The following is an 18567-nucleotide window of genomic DNA, read 5'->3' on the forward strand; positions in this document are numbered from 1 at the left end:
CTATCTTTTTCTAGCAATTAGGATTCCTCCTACGATGCAAGCGAGTAATAACACGCTGATTACTTCGAAAGGAAGGATATATTGATATTTTTCCATGCCCATCAGTGCATGACCGATCGTGCGTACATCCAGTTCACCATGAACAAAATGAGAGGGCAAGAATTCGTTCTTCAGCATGACGAACAGACAGATAGCCAGTCCTGCTATAGTAGAAATAGCTCCGGCCACCATCTTTCCATTTTTTAATCTCTCTGCTTTGTCTCCCTGTGAAGAGGTCAATAAGATACTAAATACATAAAGCACTGTTATACCACCGGCGTAAATCAGTAATTGTACAGCTCCCAAGAATGAGTAGTTGAGTTGGAAGTAAATACCTGCTGTACCAAATAAAACGAACAGCAGATAAGTTGCTGCACGCAAGATACGTGAGGTCGTGACTGCCAATACCGAACAGACAGCGATAAACAACGCCAGTACAATGAATACAATTAGTTGTAGTGTCATAATATCGTTTGTTTTTTATTTTTTGTTCAGAGTGAGAACTAGTTTGCTGCGGTCGAATACAGCATTTTCGAATTCTGTATCGAACCGAATGGCATCGTGTGGACAAGCGTTCACACAAAGTTGACAGAACATACAGGCTCCCAGGTCGTACTCATACTTTACCAATATTTTCTTTTTCTTGCCTGTTTCTTCGTTGGTCACAGATTCGCTGGTAATGGTGATTGTATCATTGGGGCAAGCCATCTGGCAAAGTCCGCAAGCAATACATTTGTTATTACCATTCTCATCAACCGGCATGATAAGCCGTCCTCGGAAACGGGGCGATATTTTTAATGTGGCACGGTTTTCGGGATATTGTTCAGTGACTTTAGGAGTGAAGAACTCTCGTCCTGTCACTTTCATGCCGGTAAGTAATGTACCGATGCCATGAAGCAGCCCTTTTATATAGGAATGTTTTTCTTCTTTCATCAGAAATGTAATTTAAATACAACAATAATTACCATCAACAACAGGTTGCACAAACCTATTGGAACCAAGTACTTCCATTCCAGCGTTAGAATTTGGTCAATACGCAGACGGGGAAATGTCCATTTGATCCACATTAGTAACCATACTACAAAGAATGACTTGCCAAAGAACCAAATAAATCCGGGTATATAATCCATGATGGCATTGAATCCGTCTAGCCCAGGAATATGTAGCGGCATCCATCCTCCCAGGAAGATGGTTGTGGCTACTGCGGCGATGATAAACAAGTTTACAAATTCTGCCACATAGAACAGACCGAAGTGCATACCGGAATATTCGGTATGATATCCCGCAGTCAGTTCACTTTCTGCTTCAGGCAAGTCAAACGGGCCGCGGTTGACTTCTGCATTTCCGGCTATCAGATAAATGATAAAAGCGATCAATGCAGGTATATGTCCTTTAAAAAGGAACCAGCCGTCAGCTTGGCGTTCTACAATTTCGCTTAGTTGCATGGTATCTGTTAAGATTACAATGGTAAGGATGCTTAATCCTACAGATAATTCATAACTAATCATTTGAGCGCCACTTCGCATGGCTCCGATTAATGAATATTTGTTATTGGAACTCCAACCTGCCAGCAAAATACCTACCACGCCGATACTGGATGCTGCCAATAAGAAGAAAATACCTACATTGAAATCAAGGACCTCCATGCCCTTGTTGATGGGTAGGCAACTGAAAGCCATGATAGAGGCGAGGATAACAATGTAAGGTGCCAAATTGTACAGGAACTTGTCAGCATGCCGGATGGTGATAATTTCCTTGATCAACATCTTGAATACATCGGCAAACACCTGTATGGTACCTTGGGGACCTACACGCATTGGCCCCAAGCGGCATTGGAAAGCGGCGCACACTTTACGTTCCATGAAAATCATAATGATAGCAATAACTGCATATGCCAACATGATACATACGCCAATTACTATACATTCTATGAGCACTGCCAGTTCTTCAGGCATAAATGACGTGAGCAGTGAGTGTACCCATTGGGTGACTATACTAAAATCGAACATAATTTAATAATGTGTCAATTTGCTAATTTGCCAATAGGCAAACTTGTAATTATTTAATTTGTTAATTCTCAGTCTGATAAATAGTGCATTCTCCAAATTGTATATTGAAGAATCGGCACATTATTATCGGTCAATATCCGGTACTACATAATCCACCGTTCCACCAATAGCAATTAAGTCGGCAATTTTTGCGTTGCGGCACATAGTTTCCATTGCTGATACTAAAGGCAAACCGGTAGCGCGGAATTTCATGCGGTAAGGAAATTTGTCTCCACGACTTTCCAGATAAACACCGAACTCTCCGCGAGAACCTTCCACTGCGGCATAATAATTCCCTTCGGGCACACGTATAATCGGTTTCATCTTTTCCTGATAGTTCCCTTCAGGAATATTGTCTATCAGTTGCTCAATGATATCCATACTTTCCAGTATTTCTTCCATACGGACCATATAACGTGCAAAGCAGTCACCTTCAGTGTGGACAATCTCTTTAAAATCTACCTTGCCATACATCGCATAGGGATGACGCTTGCGGACATCGCATGCCCAACCGCTGGCGCGTCCTGTACCTCCTGTCGCTCCGAAAGAGATGGCATCTTCCCGTGAAAGAACTCCCACACCTTTCAAACGTTCTTGGGCAATGACATTTCCGGTGAATACTTCATGGTATTCTTTTAGCATCGGACGCAGATAAGCAATGAATTCTTTTACTTTCTGTACAAAGTCCGGAGCGATATCAGCTTGTACCCCTCCAATGGTGTTATAATTCTGTATCAAACGTCCTCCGGTAGTTGCTTCGAAGATATCCAATATCTTCTCACGATCACGGAATCCATAGAAGAATGCGGTCAAGGCACCCATATCCATACAGAGACAGGAGAAGAAAAGCAAGTGAGAATCTATACGTTGCAATTCGTCCATAATGGTACGAATGTATTGTACCCGTTCGCTTACTTCTACGCCCATTGCCTGTTCAATGCACATACAGAGAGCATGGCGGTTTTGGTGCGCACCTAAATAATCCAAACGGTCGGTCAGGGCCAAGGTTTGGGGATAGGTAAGACTTTCGCACATTTTTTCGATACCTCGATGGATGTATCCGCAGTGCACATCCAGTTTTTTGATAATCTCACCTTCCAGTGAAACACGAAAACGAAGTACACCGTGGGTTGCCGGATGTTGAGGACCTATGTTAATGATATATTCGTCCTCATCAAAAATGGTTTCGCGTTTTTCTATTACACTGCCATCATGTTGTACTTCTATATATTGTGTCGTGTCTACAGGTTCCTCATTGGTCATACGGAGTGGGTTGAGGCTTTCATCGTAGTCCTTACGCAATGGATAGCCTACCCAGTCATCACGCAGGAACAAACGGCGCATATCAGGATGTCCTATAAAGCGGATACCATAATAGTCGTACACTTCGCGTTCATTGAATTCAGCACCTTTCCAAATATCACTTACACTAGGAAGTTCCGGCTTTTCTCGGTTGGTTGTGCGAGTGCTGACCACTATATTTTCTCTTGTATTCGTATCTTCCAGATGATAGACTACACCTAGTCCTTCTTCGCCCCAGTCCATTCCGGTAAGGCTGCGTAGAAAATCCATATGTTTACCCTGCCGCAATTTCAGCATTTCTTCATGTAGCTTTTCGGCAGGTATTTCTATTCTTTCACTCATGCTTGTTCGGGATTTTGTGGTTCATTTTCTTTGCGGTTCACTCCGCCGAAGAATTTTTCCAGTTTTACTTTACGTTGCAATTGTATCATGCCGTACAACAAGGCTTCAGGTCGGGGCGGACATCCGGGAATATATACGTCAACGGGAAGAATTTTGTCTACTCCGTTCAATACGTGATATGATTTTTTAAAAGGACCGCCGCTAATGGCGCATCCGCCTACTGCAATGACGTATTTAGGATCCGCCATCTGGTCATACAAACGTTTTAGTACCGGAGCCATCTTGTGTGTGATAGTTCCTGCTACCATGATCATATCTGCCTGGCGCGGACTGGCACGGGCTACTTCAAACCCAAAGCGGGCGAAATCATACCGGGCAGCACCCACTGCCATAAACTCGATTCCACAACAACTGGTTGCAAATGTAAGCGGCCACAACGAATTGCTGCGTCCCCAGTTGATAAGGTCATCCAAACAGCCCACCAGTACTTTGGTACCGCCTTCATTGAGCTGCTTGACCATGTTTTCCAAATACTCATTGTCTTTGAAGTCTTCATAAGGAATAGACTTTATGGTTGGTTTCTTTACTTCCATTCCAACGCTCCTTTCTTCCAGGCATATGCCAGACCTAAAACTAATATAACTAAAAAGAAAAGGATGCTAAACAGACCGTACACTCCTAGGTCTTGTACCACTACAGCCCAGGGAAATAAAAATACTGTTTCCACATCGAACATCAGGAAGAGGATAGCAAATAGATAATAACCTACTTTGAATTGCATCCACGACCGTCCCCGCGTAGGAATACCACATTCGTAAGCTTCTCCCTTTTGTGAGTTGTATGAACGGGGAGAAATGGCACGGGCAATTCCCAATGCTACGGCAACTAATGCGATTGCCGTCAGGATAACGACAACTAATAATGTAAAATACATATCTAAACTTTTTTTGATTAGACAAACGAATAGAAAAATTTTCCTTATAAGACGTTTGTTATAAGGATTTCTACTCAGCAAAATGCTGAAAAAAGATTAAAAATTAAATGATGATCCGCCGGAGTGCATAGATATAATAATCTACTGCATCAGTGTAAAGCGAATGAAAAGTGTGGCAAACTATATGGTTTGTTTGTAGCTCCTGCTTTTTAAGTTCGTTCAATGCTGCTAAAATGCGGACTATACATTTGAACTTTGATGTGGAAGGGTTGTCAAGTGATATGGCTATTTGTGGCATATCTGCAAAATTATTGGTAAACAGGAAGTCCACTGTTCTTTTGCAGGGGTCTTGTTGTTGCTGGTAACAAGAGGTCTGTGGGGGTAAATCTGTTGTCTCAACCGTATGATAATCCTGACCTACTGTTATCGTAAACAGTAGAAATAATAGGATATATACAATGTATCTCAACATATTATTCATCTTGTTACCCTTTAAATGAGGGTGCAAAGATAGCCAATATTTGAAGCTTCATTGAGATTTTTTGAATTATTTATGTATAAAAATGGTTATAGGACGTAAATGTCAATGCTTTTTCCAAAAACTCGGCATGAAGAGCAGAAGTACGGTAAATAATTCCAAACGCCCTATCAGCATCAATATTGCACTTATCCATTTTGCTGCATCCGGCAACCCGTTCCATGAATAGGAAGGGCCGCATTTTCCAATACCTGGTCCTACATTGCCCAAACTGGAAATGACTACGCTATAAGCTTCTTCAAACCCTACTCCAAACAGCATAAGAACCAGCCATCCAATAAAAATAATAGCCATATATAGAAAAATGAATGCAAGTACTGCTGACTTGGTTGTTGATGAAATAACTTGGCGATTGATACGTACAGGAAGTATAGCATTGGGATGAATGATATGTTTGAATTCATTTTTAGAAACACGGCTCATAATGGCTATGCGTATACATTTTATTCCTCCTGTGGTGGATCCGGCACAAGCTCCAAACAGCATGATGATGCACATTAATGTCCAAAGTACAGGTACCCAGGTCATATAATCTGCAGAAATGAATCCGGTAGTGGTTTGTAAGGAAACAACCTGAAATATGGCTTTACGGAAAGATTCTTCAATACTGAACGGACTGGTGAAAATAAGAGTGACGGTAGTGAAAAGGGTAAAAAATCCCACAGTTCCCAAATACCAGTGGAGTTCTGTATTTTGGAATAAGCGTTTGAAATTTCCTTTTAAGAACAGTAGATATAGTAAGGTGAAATTGATACCTGCCAAAAACATGAATAGCGTAATTATATATTCTATGTAAGGAGAGTTGAAGGCGGCAATGCTATTTTGTTTGGTTGAATATCCTCCTGTGGCGGTAGTAGTCAGAGAATGACATACACTGTCGAAAAAGTTCATGCCTCCAGCAACCAGCAGAATAATCTCTGTAATGGTCAGCCCCAAATAGATAGTCCAAATCCATTTGGCCGTAACTCCAATACGCGGATGTACTTTATCATGGGTGGGACCGGTGGCTTCCGCTGCAAATAATTGTACACTGCCTACTCCGAAAATCGGTAATACGGCAATAGTAAAAAAGACAATTCCTAATCCTCCGATCCATTGTGTCATACTTCGCCAGAACAAAAGCCCGTGTGGCAATGACTCTATATTGTCCAAAATACTTGCTCCGGTGGTGGTGAATCCTGACATGGTTTCAAAAAAAGCATCCGTTATAGTGGGAATATATCCGCTTAGATAGAATGGAAGCATACCGAATAAAGAAAAAAACACCCAGGCAAGGGTTACAATAACGTATCCATCGCGGCGGCTGATTCTCTTTTCTGCATTTTTCCCTGCTAAAGCGGCTATGCTACCTGCTCCGGCTGTTATTGCGGCAGAATATAGGAAAGCTGAAATATCTGATTCATTATAATAGACAGCGAGAAACGAGCATAGAATAAGAAACCCCGCTTCGATGAAGAATAACGCCCCCATAATCCGGGCTATCATTTTTGCATTTATCATCAATTGAAGAATTTTTCTATTTTCTTAATCATCATACCTAGACAGAATACTACGACATGGTCGTTAGGTTGGATGACGGTATTACCTGTCACCAGTATCCCTTCACCGTTGCGAATCAGTCCGCCAATGGTGGCACCTTTGGGAAGGCCGGCATCTTTGACAGCGCATTTGGTTATACGTGAACCGTTTTTAACCGTAAATTCGGCTACATCAGCATTGGCAAAAGTCAGACATTTTACGTTGGAAACATCTGCATCCAGCATCATTTGATAGATATGGCTGGCGGCAATCATTTTTTTATTGATAACCGTACCGATATCCAGGCTTTCTGCCATGCTGATATAATCGATATTTTCTACTTCTGCCACAGTTTTGGTTACTCCCATACGTTTGGCGGCAAGACAAGCCAGAATGTTTGTTTCAGAATTGTCCGTCAGAGCGACAAATGCTTCCGTGTTTTTTAACCCTTCTTCCATGAGCAGATCCATATCCCGTCCATCTCCGTTGATAATCATTACTTTGTCATCTACCACTTCGGTCAGCCGGTTACATCTGTTGATGTCATTTTCAATAATCTTGACCTGCATGTAATCCGGTACATATTGTGTGGTGCGAACAGCTATGCGGCTGCCGCCCATAATCATCACATTGCGTACATCGGGATAATTTTCTTTTCCTGTAATCTTGCGGATATAGGGAATGTATTTCTTTGTTGTTGTGAAATAAACAATATCATGCAGTTTGATAACATCATCTCCCCGGGGGATGATTGTTTCATTTCCCCGTTTGATAGCTACAATGTGGAATGGAATATTACGTCCTCCCAGTTCATGAAGGGGAACGTTCAGAATTTCTGCCGTTTCGCGCATTTTGGTACCTATCAGGACCAATGCACCACCGCAAAATTCCCACCATTGGCGTATCCAGCTCATTTTGATGGCATCTACTATATCTTTGGCGGCCAGCATTTCCGGATAAATCAGTGAGTGTACTCCTAGTTGGGAAAAGAATTCTTTATGTTTAGGAAGTAAATATTCGTAATTGTCAATCCGGGCTACAGTCTTTTTTGCCCCCATATTGGTAGCCAACATACAGGCCGTCATATTGCGGCTTTCTTCCGGCATGACCCCGATAAATAAATCCGCGCCTGCCACTCCTGCATTCTTAAGGCCGGAAATGGAGGTGGGGGATGCATTGACAGTCATTAAATCGAAGTTGGAATCAAGTTTGCTCAACTTTTCTTCGTTTTCATCCATCAAAATGATGTCTTGCTTTTCATCCGATAATAATTTCGCCAGATGGGTGCCTACTGCTCCTGCTCCTGCAATAATGATTTTCATTGTTCGTCTCTCTTAGAATGATATCAAAACTTTGTAAATACCTTCTTCGTCCATGCCGCAAATATGATATAGTTCTTTTACTGAACCATGCTGGACAAATTGATCCGGTAGTCCGATACGTTTTATTTGCGGATTATACTCATTGTCTGCCATAAATTCCAGTATGGCACTGCCCATTCCACCTTTTAGCACACCGTCTTCAACAGTGACCACTTGCTTGAATCTCTTGCCTATTTCGTGTAACATACTTTCATCTAACGGCTTTAAGAAACGCAAATCATAGTGAGCAATGCTTTTTCCTGTTTCCTGTTCGGCATGTGTGATAGCCTTTTCTGCTTGAACGCCAATGGGCCCCAGCGTAATGACCGCTATGTCTTTTCCTTCTTTCAATTTTCTTCCTTTTCCTATCTCAATCTCTTGCATTGGACATTTCCAGTCTACCAATGAACCTCTTCCACGTGGATAACGGATGACAAAAGGACCTTTGTCAGGTAACTGGGCGGTATACATCAAACAACGCAGTTCATGTTCGTTGTAAGGGGAGGCCACAATGAGATTGGGTATCGGTCTCATATAAGCCAGATCGAATGCTCCGTGATGAGTAGGACCGTCTTCTCCTACCAATCCAGCGCGGTCCAGGCACAATACTACATTGAGTTTTTGTATCGCTATATCGTGAATCACATTGTCATAGGCACGTTGCATGAAAGACGAATAGATATTGCAGAAAGGCAATAGACCATCTTTTGCCATTCCTCCTGAAAAGGTAACGGCATGTCCTTCGGCAATTCCCACATCAAAACCTCTTTCGGGCATGGCTTTCATTAATATGTTCATAGAGCACCCTGAGGGCATTGCGGGAGTGACTCCTACGATTTTATCATTTGTTTGGGCCAGTTCCAATAGGGTATTTCCAAAAACATCCTGAAACAAAGGGGGCATTCCTTTGGTATCGACAACGATACGCTCTCCGGTTTCCTTGTCGAATATGCCCGGAGCATGCCAGATGGTGGCAGCTTTTTCTGCCGGACCGAAACCTTTTCCTTTGGTGGTATGTATATGGAGCAGTTTAGGTCCTTGCATATCTTTAATCTCTTTTAATACACGTGCCAAATTGTTGACATCGTGTCCATCAATAGGTCCGAAATAACGGATATTCATGCCTTCAAATACGTTTTGCTGTTGTACCAGCATGGATTTCAGGCTGTTGTTAAATCGTATCAGGCTTTTCCGGCGTTCTTCGTTCAGGATACCCCATCGATGGAACATTTGTGATATTTTATAGCGTATCCGGTTGTATCCTTCAGACATTTGCAGGTTCAACAGATATTGTTTCATGCCTCCTACACTACGGTCTATAGCCATGTTGTTGTCATTCAGGATAATCAGAAGGTTATTAGGAGTTGCTGAGGCATTGTTCAGCCCTTCGAAAGCCAGCCCTCCACTCATGGAACCGTCACCAATTACAGCAACGACATGCCGGTTATTCTCTCCGTGCTTTTTGGCTGCTACAGCCATACCTAAAGCTGCGGAAATAGAATTTGACGCATGCCCGCAAGTAAATGTGTCATATTCACTTTCGGATGGAGAAGGAAAAGGACGTATGCCATTCAGTTTACGGTTGGTACAGAACGCATCCCGGCGTCCGGTTAAAATTTTATGCCCGTAAGCTTGATGCCCTACATCCCATACAATGCGGTCATAGGGTGTGTTGAATACATAATGTAAGGCGACGGTCAGTTCTATTACGCCCAAACTGGAACCGAAATGCCCCGGATTACATGAGAGCTCATCTATAATCTTTTGCCTTAGCTCTTTACACACTTCGGGCAGTTTGTCTGCGCTTAAATGGCGCAAATCATCCGGAGTATCTATGCTTTGCAGTAAGTTATATAAATTATCCTGTTCCATTCCTATGATATGATAAATATCGTGCAAAAATAGCATAAATATGTGTATTATGATTACATTTGCCCTTAAATTTTAAAAGCTTTCCTTATCGTATGAATTTCAGAACGCAAGTAGAATTACCTAAAAGGGAAACAGAAATCCGGCATTCGGACCGAATCATGCTATTTGGTTCTTGTTTTGCAGAAAACATCGGAAATTTGTTGTTGGCAAATAAGTTCCGTTGTGATGTAAATCCTTTTGGAATCCTCTATAATCCTTTATCCATAGTGGAAGCTCTTTGGCAAATTCTATCCCATCAAACATATACGGAAGAGGATTTGTTCTATGCCGGAGGCTGTTGGCACAGTTGGATGCATCATAGCGTTTTTTCAGCCTCTACGGCAGCATCTTGTTTGTCTTCTATAAATACGCGGCTGGAACAGGCTTCAGCCGGACTTCCTCAGCTTGATTGGCTGGTTATTACTTGGGGGACTGCATTTGCTTATTGGCTGAAGGAAAGGACCATGGTGGTAGGAAATTGCCACAAACAGCCCGACAGCCTTTTTACCCGACAACTTCTTACGGTAGAGGAAATTGTCACTGAATGGGAATGTGTGTTGGTGGAATTGAGAAAAGTAAATCCGTTCTTGAAGATACTTTTCACTGTCAGCCCCATACGGCATAGCAAAGATGGTATGCATGGTAATCAGATAAGTAAGTCCACTTTGCTTCTTGCGGTGGATGAATTATGCCGCCGCTGGTCTGATTGTTACTATTTCCCTTCTTATGAAATCATGATGGATGAACTTCGTGATTATCGTTTTTATGCAGATGACATGTTGCATCCTTCTCCTGTTGCTGTATCTTATTTATGGGAATGTTTTACAGAATGTTATTTTAGTAAAGAAACGGATAGAATAATGAAAGAGTGGGAGGATATCCGGAAGGCTTTAGCTCACAAACCGTTTAATGCCCAATCTGAAACATATCGCAAATTTTTAACTCAAATAGTGTTAAAGATAGAGCGACTTAAAGAAAAGTTCCCGTATTTTGACCTTCAAAAAGAATTAGAACAATGTCAAGCTCGATTGAAAATATAGAAAAAGTTCTGGGAGCAAAGCGGTTTGGGGACCGTAGTGCACAGATTGATTGGATTTTAACTGATAGCCGTTCATTGTGCTTTCCGGAAGAAACATTATTTTTTGCTTTAAAAACCAAACGGAATGACGGGCATAAATATCTTCCGGAATTGTATGAACGTGGAGTCCGTAATTTTGTAGTGGGCGAATTGCCGGCCGATATGAAATCTTTTCAAGATGCGAATTTCCTGCAGTTGGCCAATCCTCTGAAAGGATTACAGAAATTGGCGGAAAAGCATCGGGAGCAGTTTCAGATTCCGGTTATAGGAATTACAGGCAGCAATGGAAAAACCATTGTGAAGGAATGGTTGTATCAATTGCTGAGCCCGGACCGTGTGGTAACCCGTTCGCCACGTAGCTATAATTCACAGATAGGTGTGCCACTTTCGGTATGGTTGATGAATGAACGCACTGAGTTGGCTATTTTTGAAGCGGGTATTTCCGAAATGGGGGAAATGGAGGCGTTGCAGACTATCATTAAACCTACTGTGGGGATTTTGACTAATATTGGTGGTGCGCACCAAGAGAACTTTTTCTCTTTACAGGATAAATGTATGGAGAAGCTTACTTTGTTCAAAGACTGTGACGTCATCATTTATGATGGCGATAACGAACTGATCAGTTCGTGTGTGGCAAAATCTCTTTTTACCTCGCGTGAGATTGCTTGGTCGAAAAAGGACAATGAACGTCCGTTGTTTATTGAGTCCATTCAAAAAGGGGCACATGCTACCACTATTAAATACCGTTATCTGGGGATGCCGAATGAATTTAGTATTCCTTTTATAGATGACGCTTCTATTGAGAATTCGCTGCATTGTCTGGCTGTGGCTTTGTATATGATGGTTTCCCCTGAACAAATAACCGAGCGCATGGCGCGTTTGGAACAGATTGCTATGCGTCTGGAGGTAAAAGAGGGCAAGAATGGCTGTGTGTTGATCAATGATAGTTATAATTCGGATTTGGCTTCTTTGGATATTGCTCTTGACTTTATGTCGCGTCGTTCTGATGATAAAGGAAAAAAACGGACACTTATCCTCTCGGATATGCTTGAAACAGGCCAGAGCGGCAAACTGCTTTATCGTCAGGTAGCCGAATTGGTACATAGCCGGGGAGTAGAGAAGATTATCGGGGTAGGAGAGGAAATTCGGACTGCTGCTGCCCGTTTTGAGATAGAAAAGTATTTTTTCCGTACTACAGAAGAACTGTTGGAGTCGGATTTGCTGGCTGGGCTGCGTAATGAGGTGATTTTGGTAAAAGGTTCGCGGGCTTTTCATTTTGACCGGATTTCAGATCGTTTGGAACTGAAAGTGCATGAAACCATTTTGGAGATCAATTTGAATGCTTTGGTTGATAACTTGAATTATTATCGCAGCAAACTGAAACCGGAAACAAAAATGGTATGTATGGTGAAGGCTTCTGCATACGGTGCCGGTTCATACGAGATAGCTAAGACACTGCAAGATCATCGTGTGGATTACTTGGCAGTAGCTGTGGCTGATGAAGGTTCGGATCTGAGGAAAGCGGGAATTACCTGTTCCATTATGATTATGAATCCTGAGTTGACAGCATTCAAGACCATGTTTGATTATAAATTGGAACCCGAGGTTTACAGTTTCCATTTATTGAATGAACTGATTAAAGCTGCCGAAAAAGAAGGGGTAACGAATTTCCCCATTCATATTAAATTGGATACGGGAATGCACCGTTTGGGTTTTGCACCCGAAGAGATTCCGGAACTGATAGACCGTCTGAAGAAACAGACAGCTGTTATTCCACGTTCTGTATTCTCCCATTTGGTAGGCAGTGACGGGGCTCAGTTTGATTCGTTTACGCGCAGACAGATAGAAATGTTTGAAGCTGCTTCTGAATGTTTGCAGGAGGCTTTTCAGCATAAGATATTGCGTCATATCTGTAATACAGCCGGGATAGAACGTTATCCGGGTGCTCAGTTCGATATGGTGCGTTTGGGAATCGGTCTTTATGGAATTGATCCGTTTACCAATCAGATCATCCATAATGTAAGTACATTAAAAACCACTATTCTTCAGATTCATGAGGTTCCTAAGGAGGAAACAGTGGGGTATAGTCGTAAAGGACATTTGGAAAGGGATTCCCGCATTGCCGCTATTCCTATCGGCTATGCCGACGGGCTGAACCGACGTTTGGGAAATGGACATGCCTACTGTTTGGTGAATGGGCAGAAAGCGCCATACGTGGGTAATATCTGTATGGATGTATGCATGATTGATGTGACGGATATTGATTGTAAGGAAGGGGATAAAACTATCATTTTCGGAGATGATTTACCGGTCACTGTCCTGTCAGAGATTCTGGAAACTATTCCATACGAGATCTTGACCAGTGTGTCTAATAGGGTAAAACGAGTTTATTACCAGAATTAACGAAAAAAAGAACGAAAGAAAAAGACTTGAAAAGGATGAACATACGTTACTTTTGCGTATCTTTAGGAAGTTACTAAAAATAGATAGCTATGAAACGTATATTCTTCCTTTTGTTATGTCTTTGTTTCTCGGTGTTGTCATTTGCCCAGAGAACGAATGAGACCAAGCAGTTGACCAAACAGGACTCTTTGCGTTTGCAGCAACTATTGAGCGGTCAAGTAGAAATTGTGATAGATGATGAAACACAGAAAGAGATTGACAGATTGTTCAATCCCGAAAAGTGGAAAATGAAATCAACTCCCTTCCCTAAAAAAAACATGAAGTTTGAAACGGAACTTCCTCGTTATTATATCTCTCAAATGGATACAATAGATGGTAGAGGGTATATCAGGTTATTGCCGTACGGACCGTTTGAAACTCCGGAAGAGGAACAAATTTATGTAGAGATTCCTATCAACAAAGAGTTGTTGGCAGGCTATGATCCTCGTTTGGAACCTGCGCCGGCAGGCAAATTTACTCCTAGCGCTTTGATGGTGGGGGCGGGTATCAGTGCTACGTTTGATGCCGATAAGCTGCTGGGAATCATTTTCAGTAAGAAAATGCGTGCAAAAGCCCGTAATGCCAAAGAGGCTGATGCCTGGAAGAGTTATTGAACTATTAAGTAAAGAAACGAATGCCGGATATATGTGGAATACACCGGGATCTTGTGAATTTCATGTTGAAAAAACAGGAGCCACGTTTGGATAGTGCCAGCCGTGGCTCGTGATTAGATATTGTTGAATTTGATTTATTCAACTGCTGATCTTATTTTATATTATTTATACTTACCTTTTTCCAAATGAAATTGTCAATCATTTCTTTGTCGCATTCCCCGTTTTTAGCTTTAATGTTCAGGTTTTCGAATGTAAAGTTAGTAAGTTGATATTGATCAGACTTTTCTACGCTGAAGAAATTATCGCATTTAAAATCAATGTTTCTCATTGTCACATGGTTTGAGTAAGAAACGGGAATGTCTTTTCTATCTTTCAGGTCGAAGAATTGTGTCCAAGGCTTGATATACAGAAAATGATCTGCATCTCCGGTGATATCTTCCACCAGAATATATTCATATTGTTGGGGGGTGTCCGGCCGCATCTTTAACCATAACAAACGATTGGCATTGGTGATGTGAATGCGTCGCAAGATAATATTGCGATTGTGGATGGATTCGCTTCCACAAGTGAGGGCGCCGTGGCAGAAGCCGTAGGTACAATCTTCGATGATGATGTTGAAGTTACCTCCATTGTTCGGGTCTTGGTCTGCCCAGGGACCTTTGCCGCCTTTTAAGGCTATGGCGTCATCATTGACAGACATATAGCAGTTCTTCACCAGTACATTGCTGCATACATCAATATCAATGGCATCCGTACTTGGAGCCTTTACCGGTTTCTCCGGTGAGAAAATATAGAGGTTCAGTAATTTTATGTGATTACATTTATAAAGATGGGTAGTCCAAAAGGGAGAGTTGATGAGGCGTACTCCTGAGAGTTGGACGTTATTGCTATGGGAGATATGAACCAGCCGAGGGCGTAATTCATCCATATTGGTACATTGGGGATTGACTTTTCGACGAAGCCAGAATGATTTCCAGTATCTTAATCCGTTGCCATCAATCGTGCCTTTTCCGGATAACGTAAAACCGTCCACTTTGTCGGCATTGACCAACGCCGCGAAATATTTCAAGCTTTGCCCTTCCATGCGGGTATCTATGATGGGGAAGTTGCTGATATCATCACTTCCCTTCAACACAGCTCCTTCCTCCAGATGCAGGTGTGTTTTGGGTTTGAAGAACAGCGCTCCGCTTAAATAGGTTCCTTTGGGAATGACGATAACTCCGCCGCCATTTTGTGCGGCAGCATCAATGGCAGATTGGATTTTCTCTGTTTGTAACAGGGTGCTGTCATTGATGACACCGTAATCTGTCAGAATGTATTTCTTGCCTAATGTGTTTATATCTACTATCTTACTGTCCTTAAACCAATCGGATACAGGCGTGCCGTCCGGAAATTTTTCTTGTGCCAAAGACGGAAGGCATAGAAAGGCGGCACATACAAAAGTTATTAATTTCATGATTCTGCTATTAAATTAATCACTAACTACTATTCACTTGTTTATTGTCGGAAATCAAACATCAAATTCAGATGTAACCCTTCATCCCCCGATTTGATACGGATATTACCCGGCTGGCTGTTCGGTCCTTGTTGCTCGATGGGTTTAAAGGAGCAAATAGCCGGGATGTCCAGCAGGAAGGATATATCCCCTTCGGGGAATTTGGGCATGGTGTCTTTTACGCGTCCTTTCGGTTCTTCGGGAGTGAACACATGGAAGAAGATACCGTCATTCCGGGAATAAACGGTGAACGGTGTCGTGTCACTTTCCAAAGTGGCCCAATACATATTGGCATGATATCCTTTGAATTCCGGATAAACCAGATTTTCAAAACTTTCTCCGGTGATGGTATTGTTGTACTCTTTGTGCCATACTCCATAGTTCGTTCCCGGAATCCGGTTTTTCCAGACACGGTACGGGCCGCGGCCCATCCATTTCATGCCGGAGCAATTCTTTTCAGGATAAGAGAAAGTCAGACCGAGATTGAATACTTTGGAGTCCATGAAAGCATCATCGAATCCACCTCCGCCGGAAGCTCGGTTCAGCAGAATGGCATCCATATAGAGTAATCCTTTGTCTGTAAGACGCCATACGATGGAGTCGGCGGCACCTTTGTACTTGGCACTGTAAACAGCTCCCTCGTTGCTGTTGCGGACATAACTCAATGTTGGCTCGTAGCGCATTTTCATGCCCACTGCCACAGGACCGTCTTTGAATGGAACTTCTGTTCCTCCTGATGTGATACGGCTGATCATGCCGGTAGCCGGATCAAAAGTGACGGTTACACGGTCGCTTTTCAGTTCGATGGAGGTAGCGGTTTGAGTGGCGGTGGCCGGTTGTACCGCTTCCGGGGTCATCGGAGTCTGCGCCATTTTATGATCAAAGTATTGTTTTGCCAGTCGGATAGGATAAGTCCAGTTACAGATACTTTTCCCCTCTTTGTCAAATGCCTCTAACTCCAGTACATCACCTTCCCGGAAAGAAGCAGGAAGAGTGAAGCGGGCTTTTCCGGTTTCACCTGGTGCGATGGCTGGCAGTTGTACATGGCCTTCTGCGATAACTTTACCGCTTTCCATGGCATTTTTCAAAGGTGTTTCGCAAGTACGTATTTTGTAAGTCATGCGACATTTGTCCAGGTTAGTATACGTATATTCATTAGTAACCAGGAAACTGCCGTCAAAGTGGTCGGTAATCAGCAGGGGTTTTAACTGGATGGGCGACCATTGTGCGCGGATAGCATAGTAACTTCCTTCTTTTTCTCTACGCGGACCAACTACCCCGTCAGGAGCATTGGATTTATCAGAATCCAATATGCCTCCTTTATCAGAACGTTTGGGGGCTTCGTCACAGAATACCCAGATAAAGCCTCCGGCAAACATGGGGTTCGTGCACCAACGATCCCAAAAGTCACGTAGTCCGGCACCGCCTCCCTGATCGTACATGGCATGCATGAATTCGGTAGGCATAAATACTTTATAGCCGTTGGTAAAACGTGCCACTCCGGTCAGATAAGTGGGATAATGGTGGGTGTCCAGATCATTGAAATCGGCCCAAGGGTGTACCATGTGGCGTTTCTGTAATTTATCGTATTTGGCGAATAAAGGATCCAGATTATAATTCCATCCTCCTTCGTTGCCATTACTCCAAATAATGATGGAAGGATGATTCACATCGCGTTCTATCATTTCTTTGACTAATTTAGGACCTACTTTTGAATCGTATCCGTTTTGCCATCCTGCCAGTTCGTCCATATAGACAATTCCTAATGAATCACACATATCCAGGAAATGTTCATCAGGCGGATAATGTGAACGGACCGCATTCATATTCATCTCTTTTACCAGCAAGGCATCCTGACGGCTCATAGCCGCACTGGTAGCACGACCTCCATCTACGGAAAAAGAATGGCGGTTGACACCTTTCACCACTAGTTTGGTTCCATTCAGATAAACTCCGTCTTGTGGAAAGAATTCAATGGTGCGGAAACCTATCCGCGTTTCACGGCTTTGCACCGTTTTCCCTTCGGGGTCTTTCAGTTCCAGTCTGGCTACGTACAGATTGGGGTCCTCTGTAGACCAAGGTTGGATATTCATCCAGTTTCCTTCCATCAACTGTTCCTTGTTCGAATCCTTAATCTGATGAGAAACGGTAGGTTTGTGTCCTTGAGTGTACATTTCTTTTCCATCCTTTAATGAACGGACGGAAACAGACAATTCATATCCTTTGGCATCCCCTTCCATTTCTATTGCCGCTTGCAATTTTCCATGCTGATCGGCGTTCAGAACAAAATGTCGCATGTGGACTGCCGGGACAACTTCCAGCCATACGGGTCTGTAAATACCACCATACAGCCACCAGTCGGCTTTACGTTCGGCTGCATTGATGGATTTGTTGGCTGATTCTTTGGCTATCTTTACTTCAAGCAGGTTCTTTTTGCCGGGCTTCAATAAATCGGTGATATCATAACTGAAGCGGTAGAATCCTCCCTGGTGCATTTCGCCTGCGGGTTTTCCATTGATGAAAACTTCCGTGTCGGTCATTACTCCGTCAAAGAATATTTTTATCCGCTCACCGGGAGTTGTTGCCGGAGATTCAAATTTATATCGGTAAATACCCGTTTCGTCGCTTGGCCTTTCACCTTTTATGGTGTACCAACGACCGTAAGTATATTCTCCGAATCCTTGCAGTTCCCAGTTGCAGGGTACTTCGATCTTTTTCCATTTCCCACTGTTTTGTCCTCCCGAACAAAAGAACTCCCAAGTCTTGGTGTTGTCAATACCGGTTCCCGATAAATAGATACGTTCGGGGTGCGGAGCTTGTGCCTGCACGGTTGGTCCACTCCACAGGGCAGCTATTGCTAAAGCCGCCAGTTTGGTCCATTTGTTTTTCATAATACCATTGAATACTGTTTTCATGATACAAAAATAAGGCGGGATAACCCGCCT

Annotated in this window: 15 protein-coding genes; 3 read left to right on the forward strand and 12 right to left on the reverse strand. The window is 42.8% G+C overall.

Annotated features, from left to right (window positions below):
- The 10 genes from BVU_RS08915 to dxs all read right to left on the reverse strand — a co-directional run bounded on the left by BVU_RS08915 (position 1) and on the right by dxs (position 9990).
- Positions 1-504 carry an NADH-quinone oxidoreductase subunit J family protein gene (locus tag BVU_RS08915; protein ID WP_005842872.1) on the reverse strand — a complete coding sequence of 168 codons (504 nt, stop codon included), beginning with the start codon at positions 502-504 and terminating at the stop codon, positions 1-3.
- A gap of 15 nt (positions 505-519) precedes the next feature.
- On the reverse strand, positions 520-972 hold the full coding sequence (locus BVU_RS08920; protein ID WP_005842869.1) for a NuoI/complex I 23 kDa subunit family protein: 453 nt from the start codon (positions 970-972) through the stop codon (positions 520-522).
- On the reverse strand, positions 972-2048 hold the full coding sequence (gene nuoH / locus BVU_RS08925; protein ID WP_005849254.1) for an NADH-quinone oxidoreductase subunit NuoH: 1077 nt from the start codon (positions 2046-2048) through the stop codon (positions 972-974). Before nuoH ends, BVU_RS08920 begins: the two co-directional genes overlap by 1 nt.
- Positions 2049-2171: 123 nt before the next feature.
- Complete coding sequence (locus BVU_RS08930; protein WP_005842864.1) at positions 2172-3731, reverse strand: NADH-quinone oxidoreductase subunit D; 1560 nt, start codon at positions 3729-3731, stop codon at positions 2172-2174.
- Positions 3728-4324: an NADH-quinone oxidoreductase subunit B gene (locus BVU_RS08935; RefSeq protein ID WP_005842862.1), complete on the reverse strand. Its 597-nt coding sequence runs from the start codon at positions 4322-4324 to the stop codon at positions 3728-3730. Before BVU_RS08935 ends, BVU_RS08930 begins: the two co-directional genes overlap by 4 nt.
- A complete protein-coding gene (locus BVU_RS08940; protein WP_005842860.1) occupies positions 4315-4665 on the reverse strand; it encodes an NADH-quinone oxidoreductase subunit A in 351 nt (116 codons plus the stop codon). Before BVU_RS08940 ends, BVU_RS08935 begins: the two co-directional genes overlap by 10 nt.
- 103 nt (positions 4666-4768) lie before the next feature.
- Positions 4769-5146, reverse strand: coding sequence for a hypothetical protein (locus tag BVU_RS08945; RefSeq protein WP_005849251.1), 378 nt, complete (start codon positions 5144-5146; stop codon positions 4769-4771).
- 102 nt (positions 5147-5248) lie between these two features.
- Positions 5249-6703: a TrkH family potassium uptake protein gene (locus tag BVU_RS08950; RefSeq protein ID WP_005842856.1), complete on the reverse strand. Its 1455-nt coding sequence runs from the start codon at positions 6701-6703 to the stop codon at positions 5249-5251.
- Positions 6703-8043 carry a Trk system potassium transporter TrkA gene (trkA, locus tag BVU_RS08955; RefSeq protein WP_005842854.1) on the reverse strand — a complete coding sequence of 447 codons (1341 nt, stop codon included), beginning with the start codon at positions 8041-8043 and terminating at the stop codon, positions 6703-6705. The genes BVU_RS08950 and trkA overlap by 1 nt, the downstream gene beginning before the upstream one ends.
- Positions 8044-8055: 12 nt before the next feature.
- Positions 8056-9990 (reverse strand): 1-deoxy-D-xylulose-5-phosphate synthase, encoded by a 1935-nt coding sequence (dxs, locus tag BVU_RS08960; protein WP_005849246.1) that lies wholly within the window; start codon positions 9988-9990, stop codon positions 8056-8058.
- A gap of 56 nt (positions 9991-10046) precedes the next feature.
- On the opposite strand from dxs, the gene BVU_RS08965 reads away from it, so the two are divergent.
- From BVU_RS08965 to BVU_RS08975, 3 genes are all read left to right on the forward strand, one after another.
- On the forward strand, positions 10047-11033 hold the full coding sequence (locus tag BVU_RS08965) for a GSCFA domain-containing protein (protein ID WP_005842849.1): 987 nt from the start codon (positions 10047-10049) through the stop codon (positions 11031-11033).
- Positions 11009-13474: a bifunctional UDP-N-acetylmuramoyl-tripeptide:D-alanyl-D-alanine ligase/alanine racemase gene (locus BVU_RS08970; RefSeq protein WP_011965313.1), complete on the forward strand. Its 2466-nt coding sequence runs from the start codon at positions 11009-11011 to the stop codon at positions 13472-13474. Before BVU_RS08965 ends, BVU_RS08970 begins: the two co-directional genes overlap by 25 nt.
- An 89-nt stretch (positions 13475-13563) precedes the next feature.
- Complete coding sequence (locus BVU_RS08975) at positions 13564-14127, forward strand: DUF4858 domain-containing protein (RefSeq protein WP_005842844.1); 564 nt, start codon at positions 13564-13566, stop codon at positions 14125-14127.
- Positions 14128-14278: 151 nt separating this feature from the next.
- Here the strand turns inward: BVU_RS08975 and BVU_RS08980 are convergent, their stop codons facing one another.
- Both BVU_RS08980 and BVU_RS08985 read right to left on the reverse strand, forming a co-directional pair.
- Positions 14279-15583, reverse strand: coding sequence for a rhamnogalacturonidase (locus BVU_RS08980; protein ID WP_011965314.1), 1305 nt, complete (start codon positions 15581-15583; stop codon positions 14279-14281).
- 41 nt (positions 15584-15624) lie between these two features.
- Positions 15625-18537, reverse strand: coding sequence for an exo-beta-1,4-galactosidase (locus tag BVU_RS08985; protein ID WP_011965315.1), 2913 nt, complete (start codon positions 18535-18537; stop codon positions 15625-15627).
- Positions 18538-18567: the final 30 nt, after the last annotated feature.

Origin of the sequence: Phocaeicola vulgatus ATCC 8482, assembly GCF_000012825.1 — a bacterium.
Taxonomy (GTDB): domain Bacteria; phylum Bacteroidota; class Bacteroidia; order Bacteroidales; family Bacteroidaceae; genus Phocaeicola; species Phocaeicola vulgatus.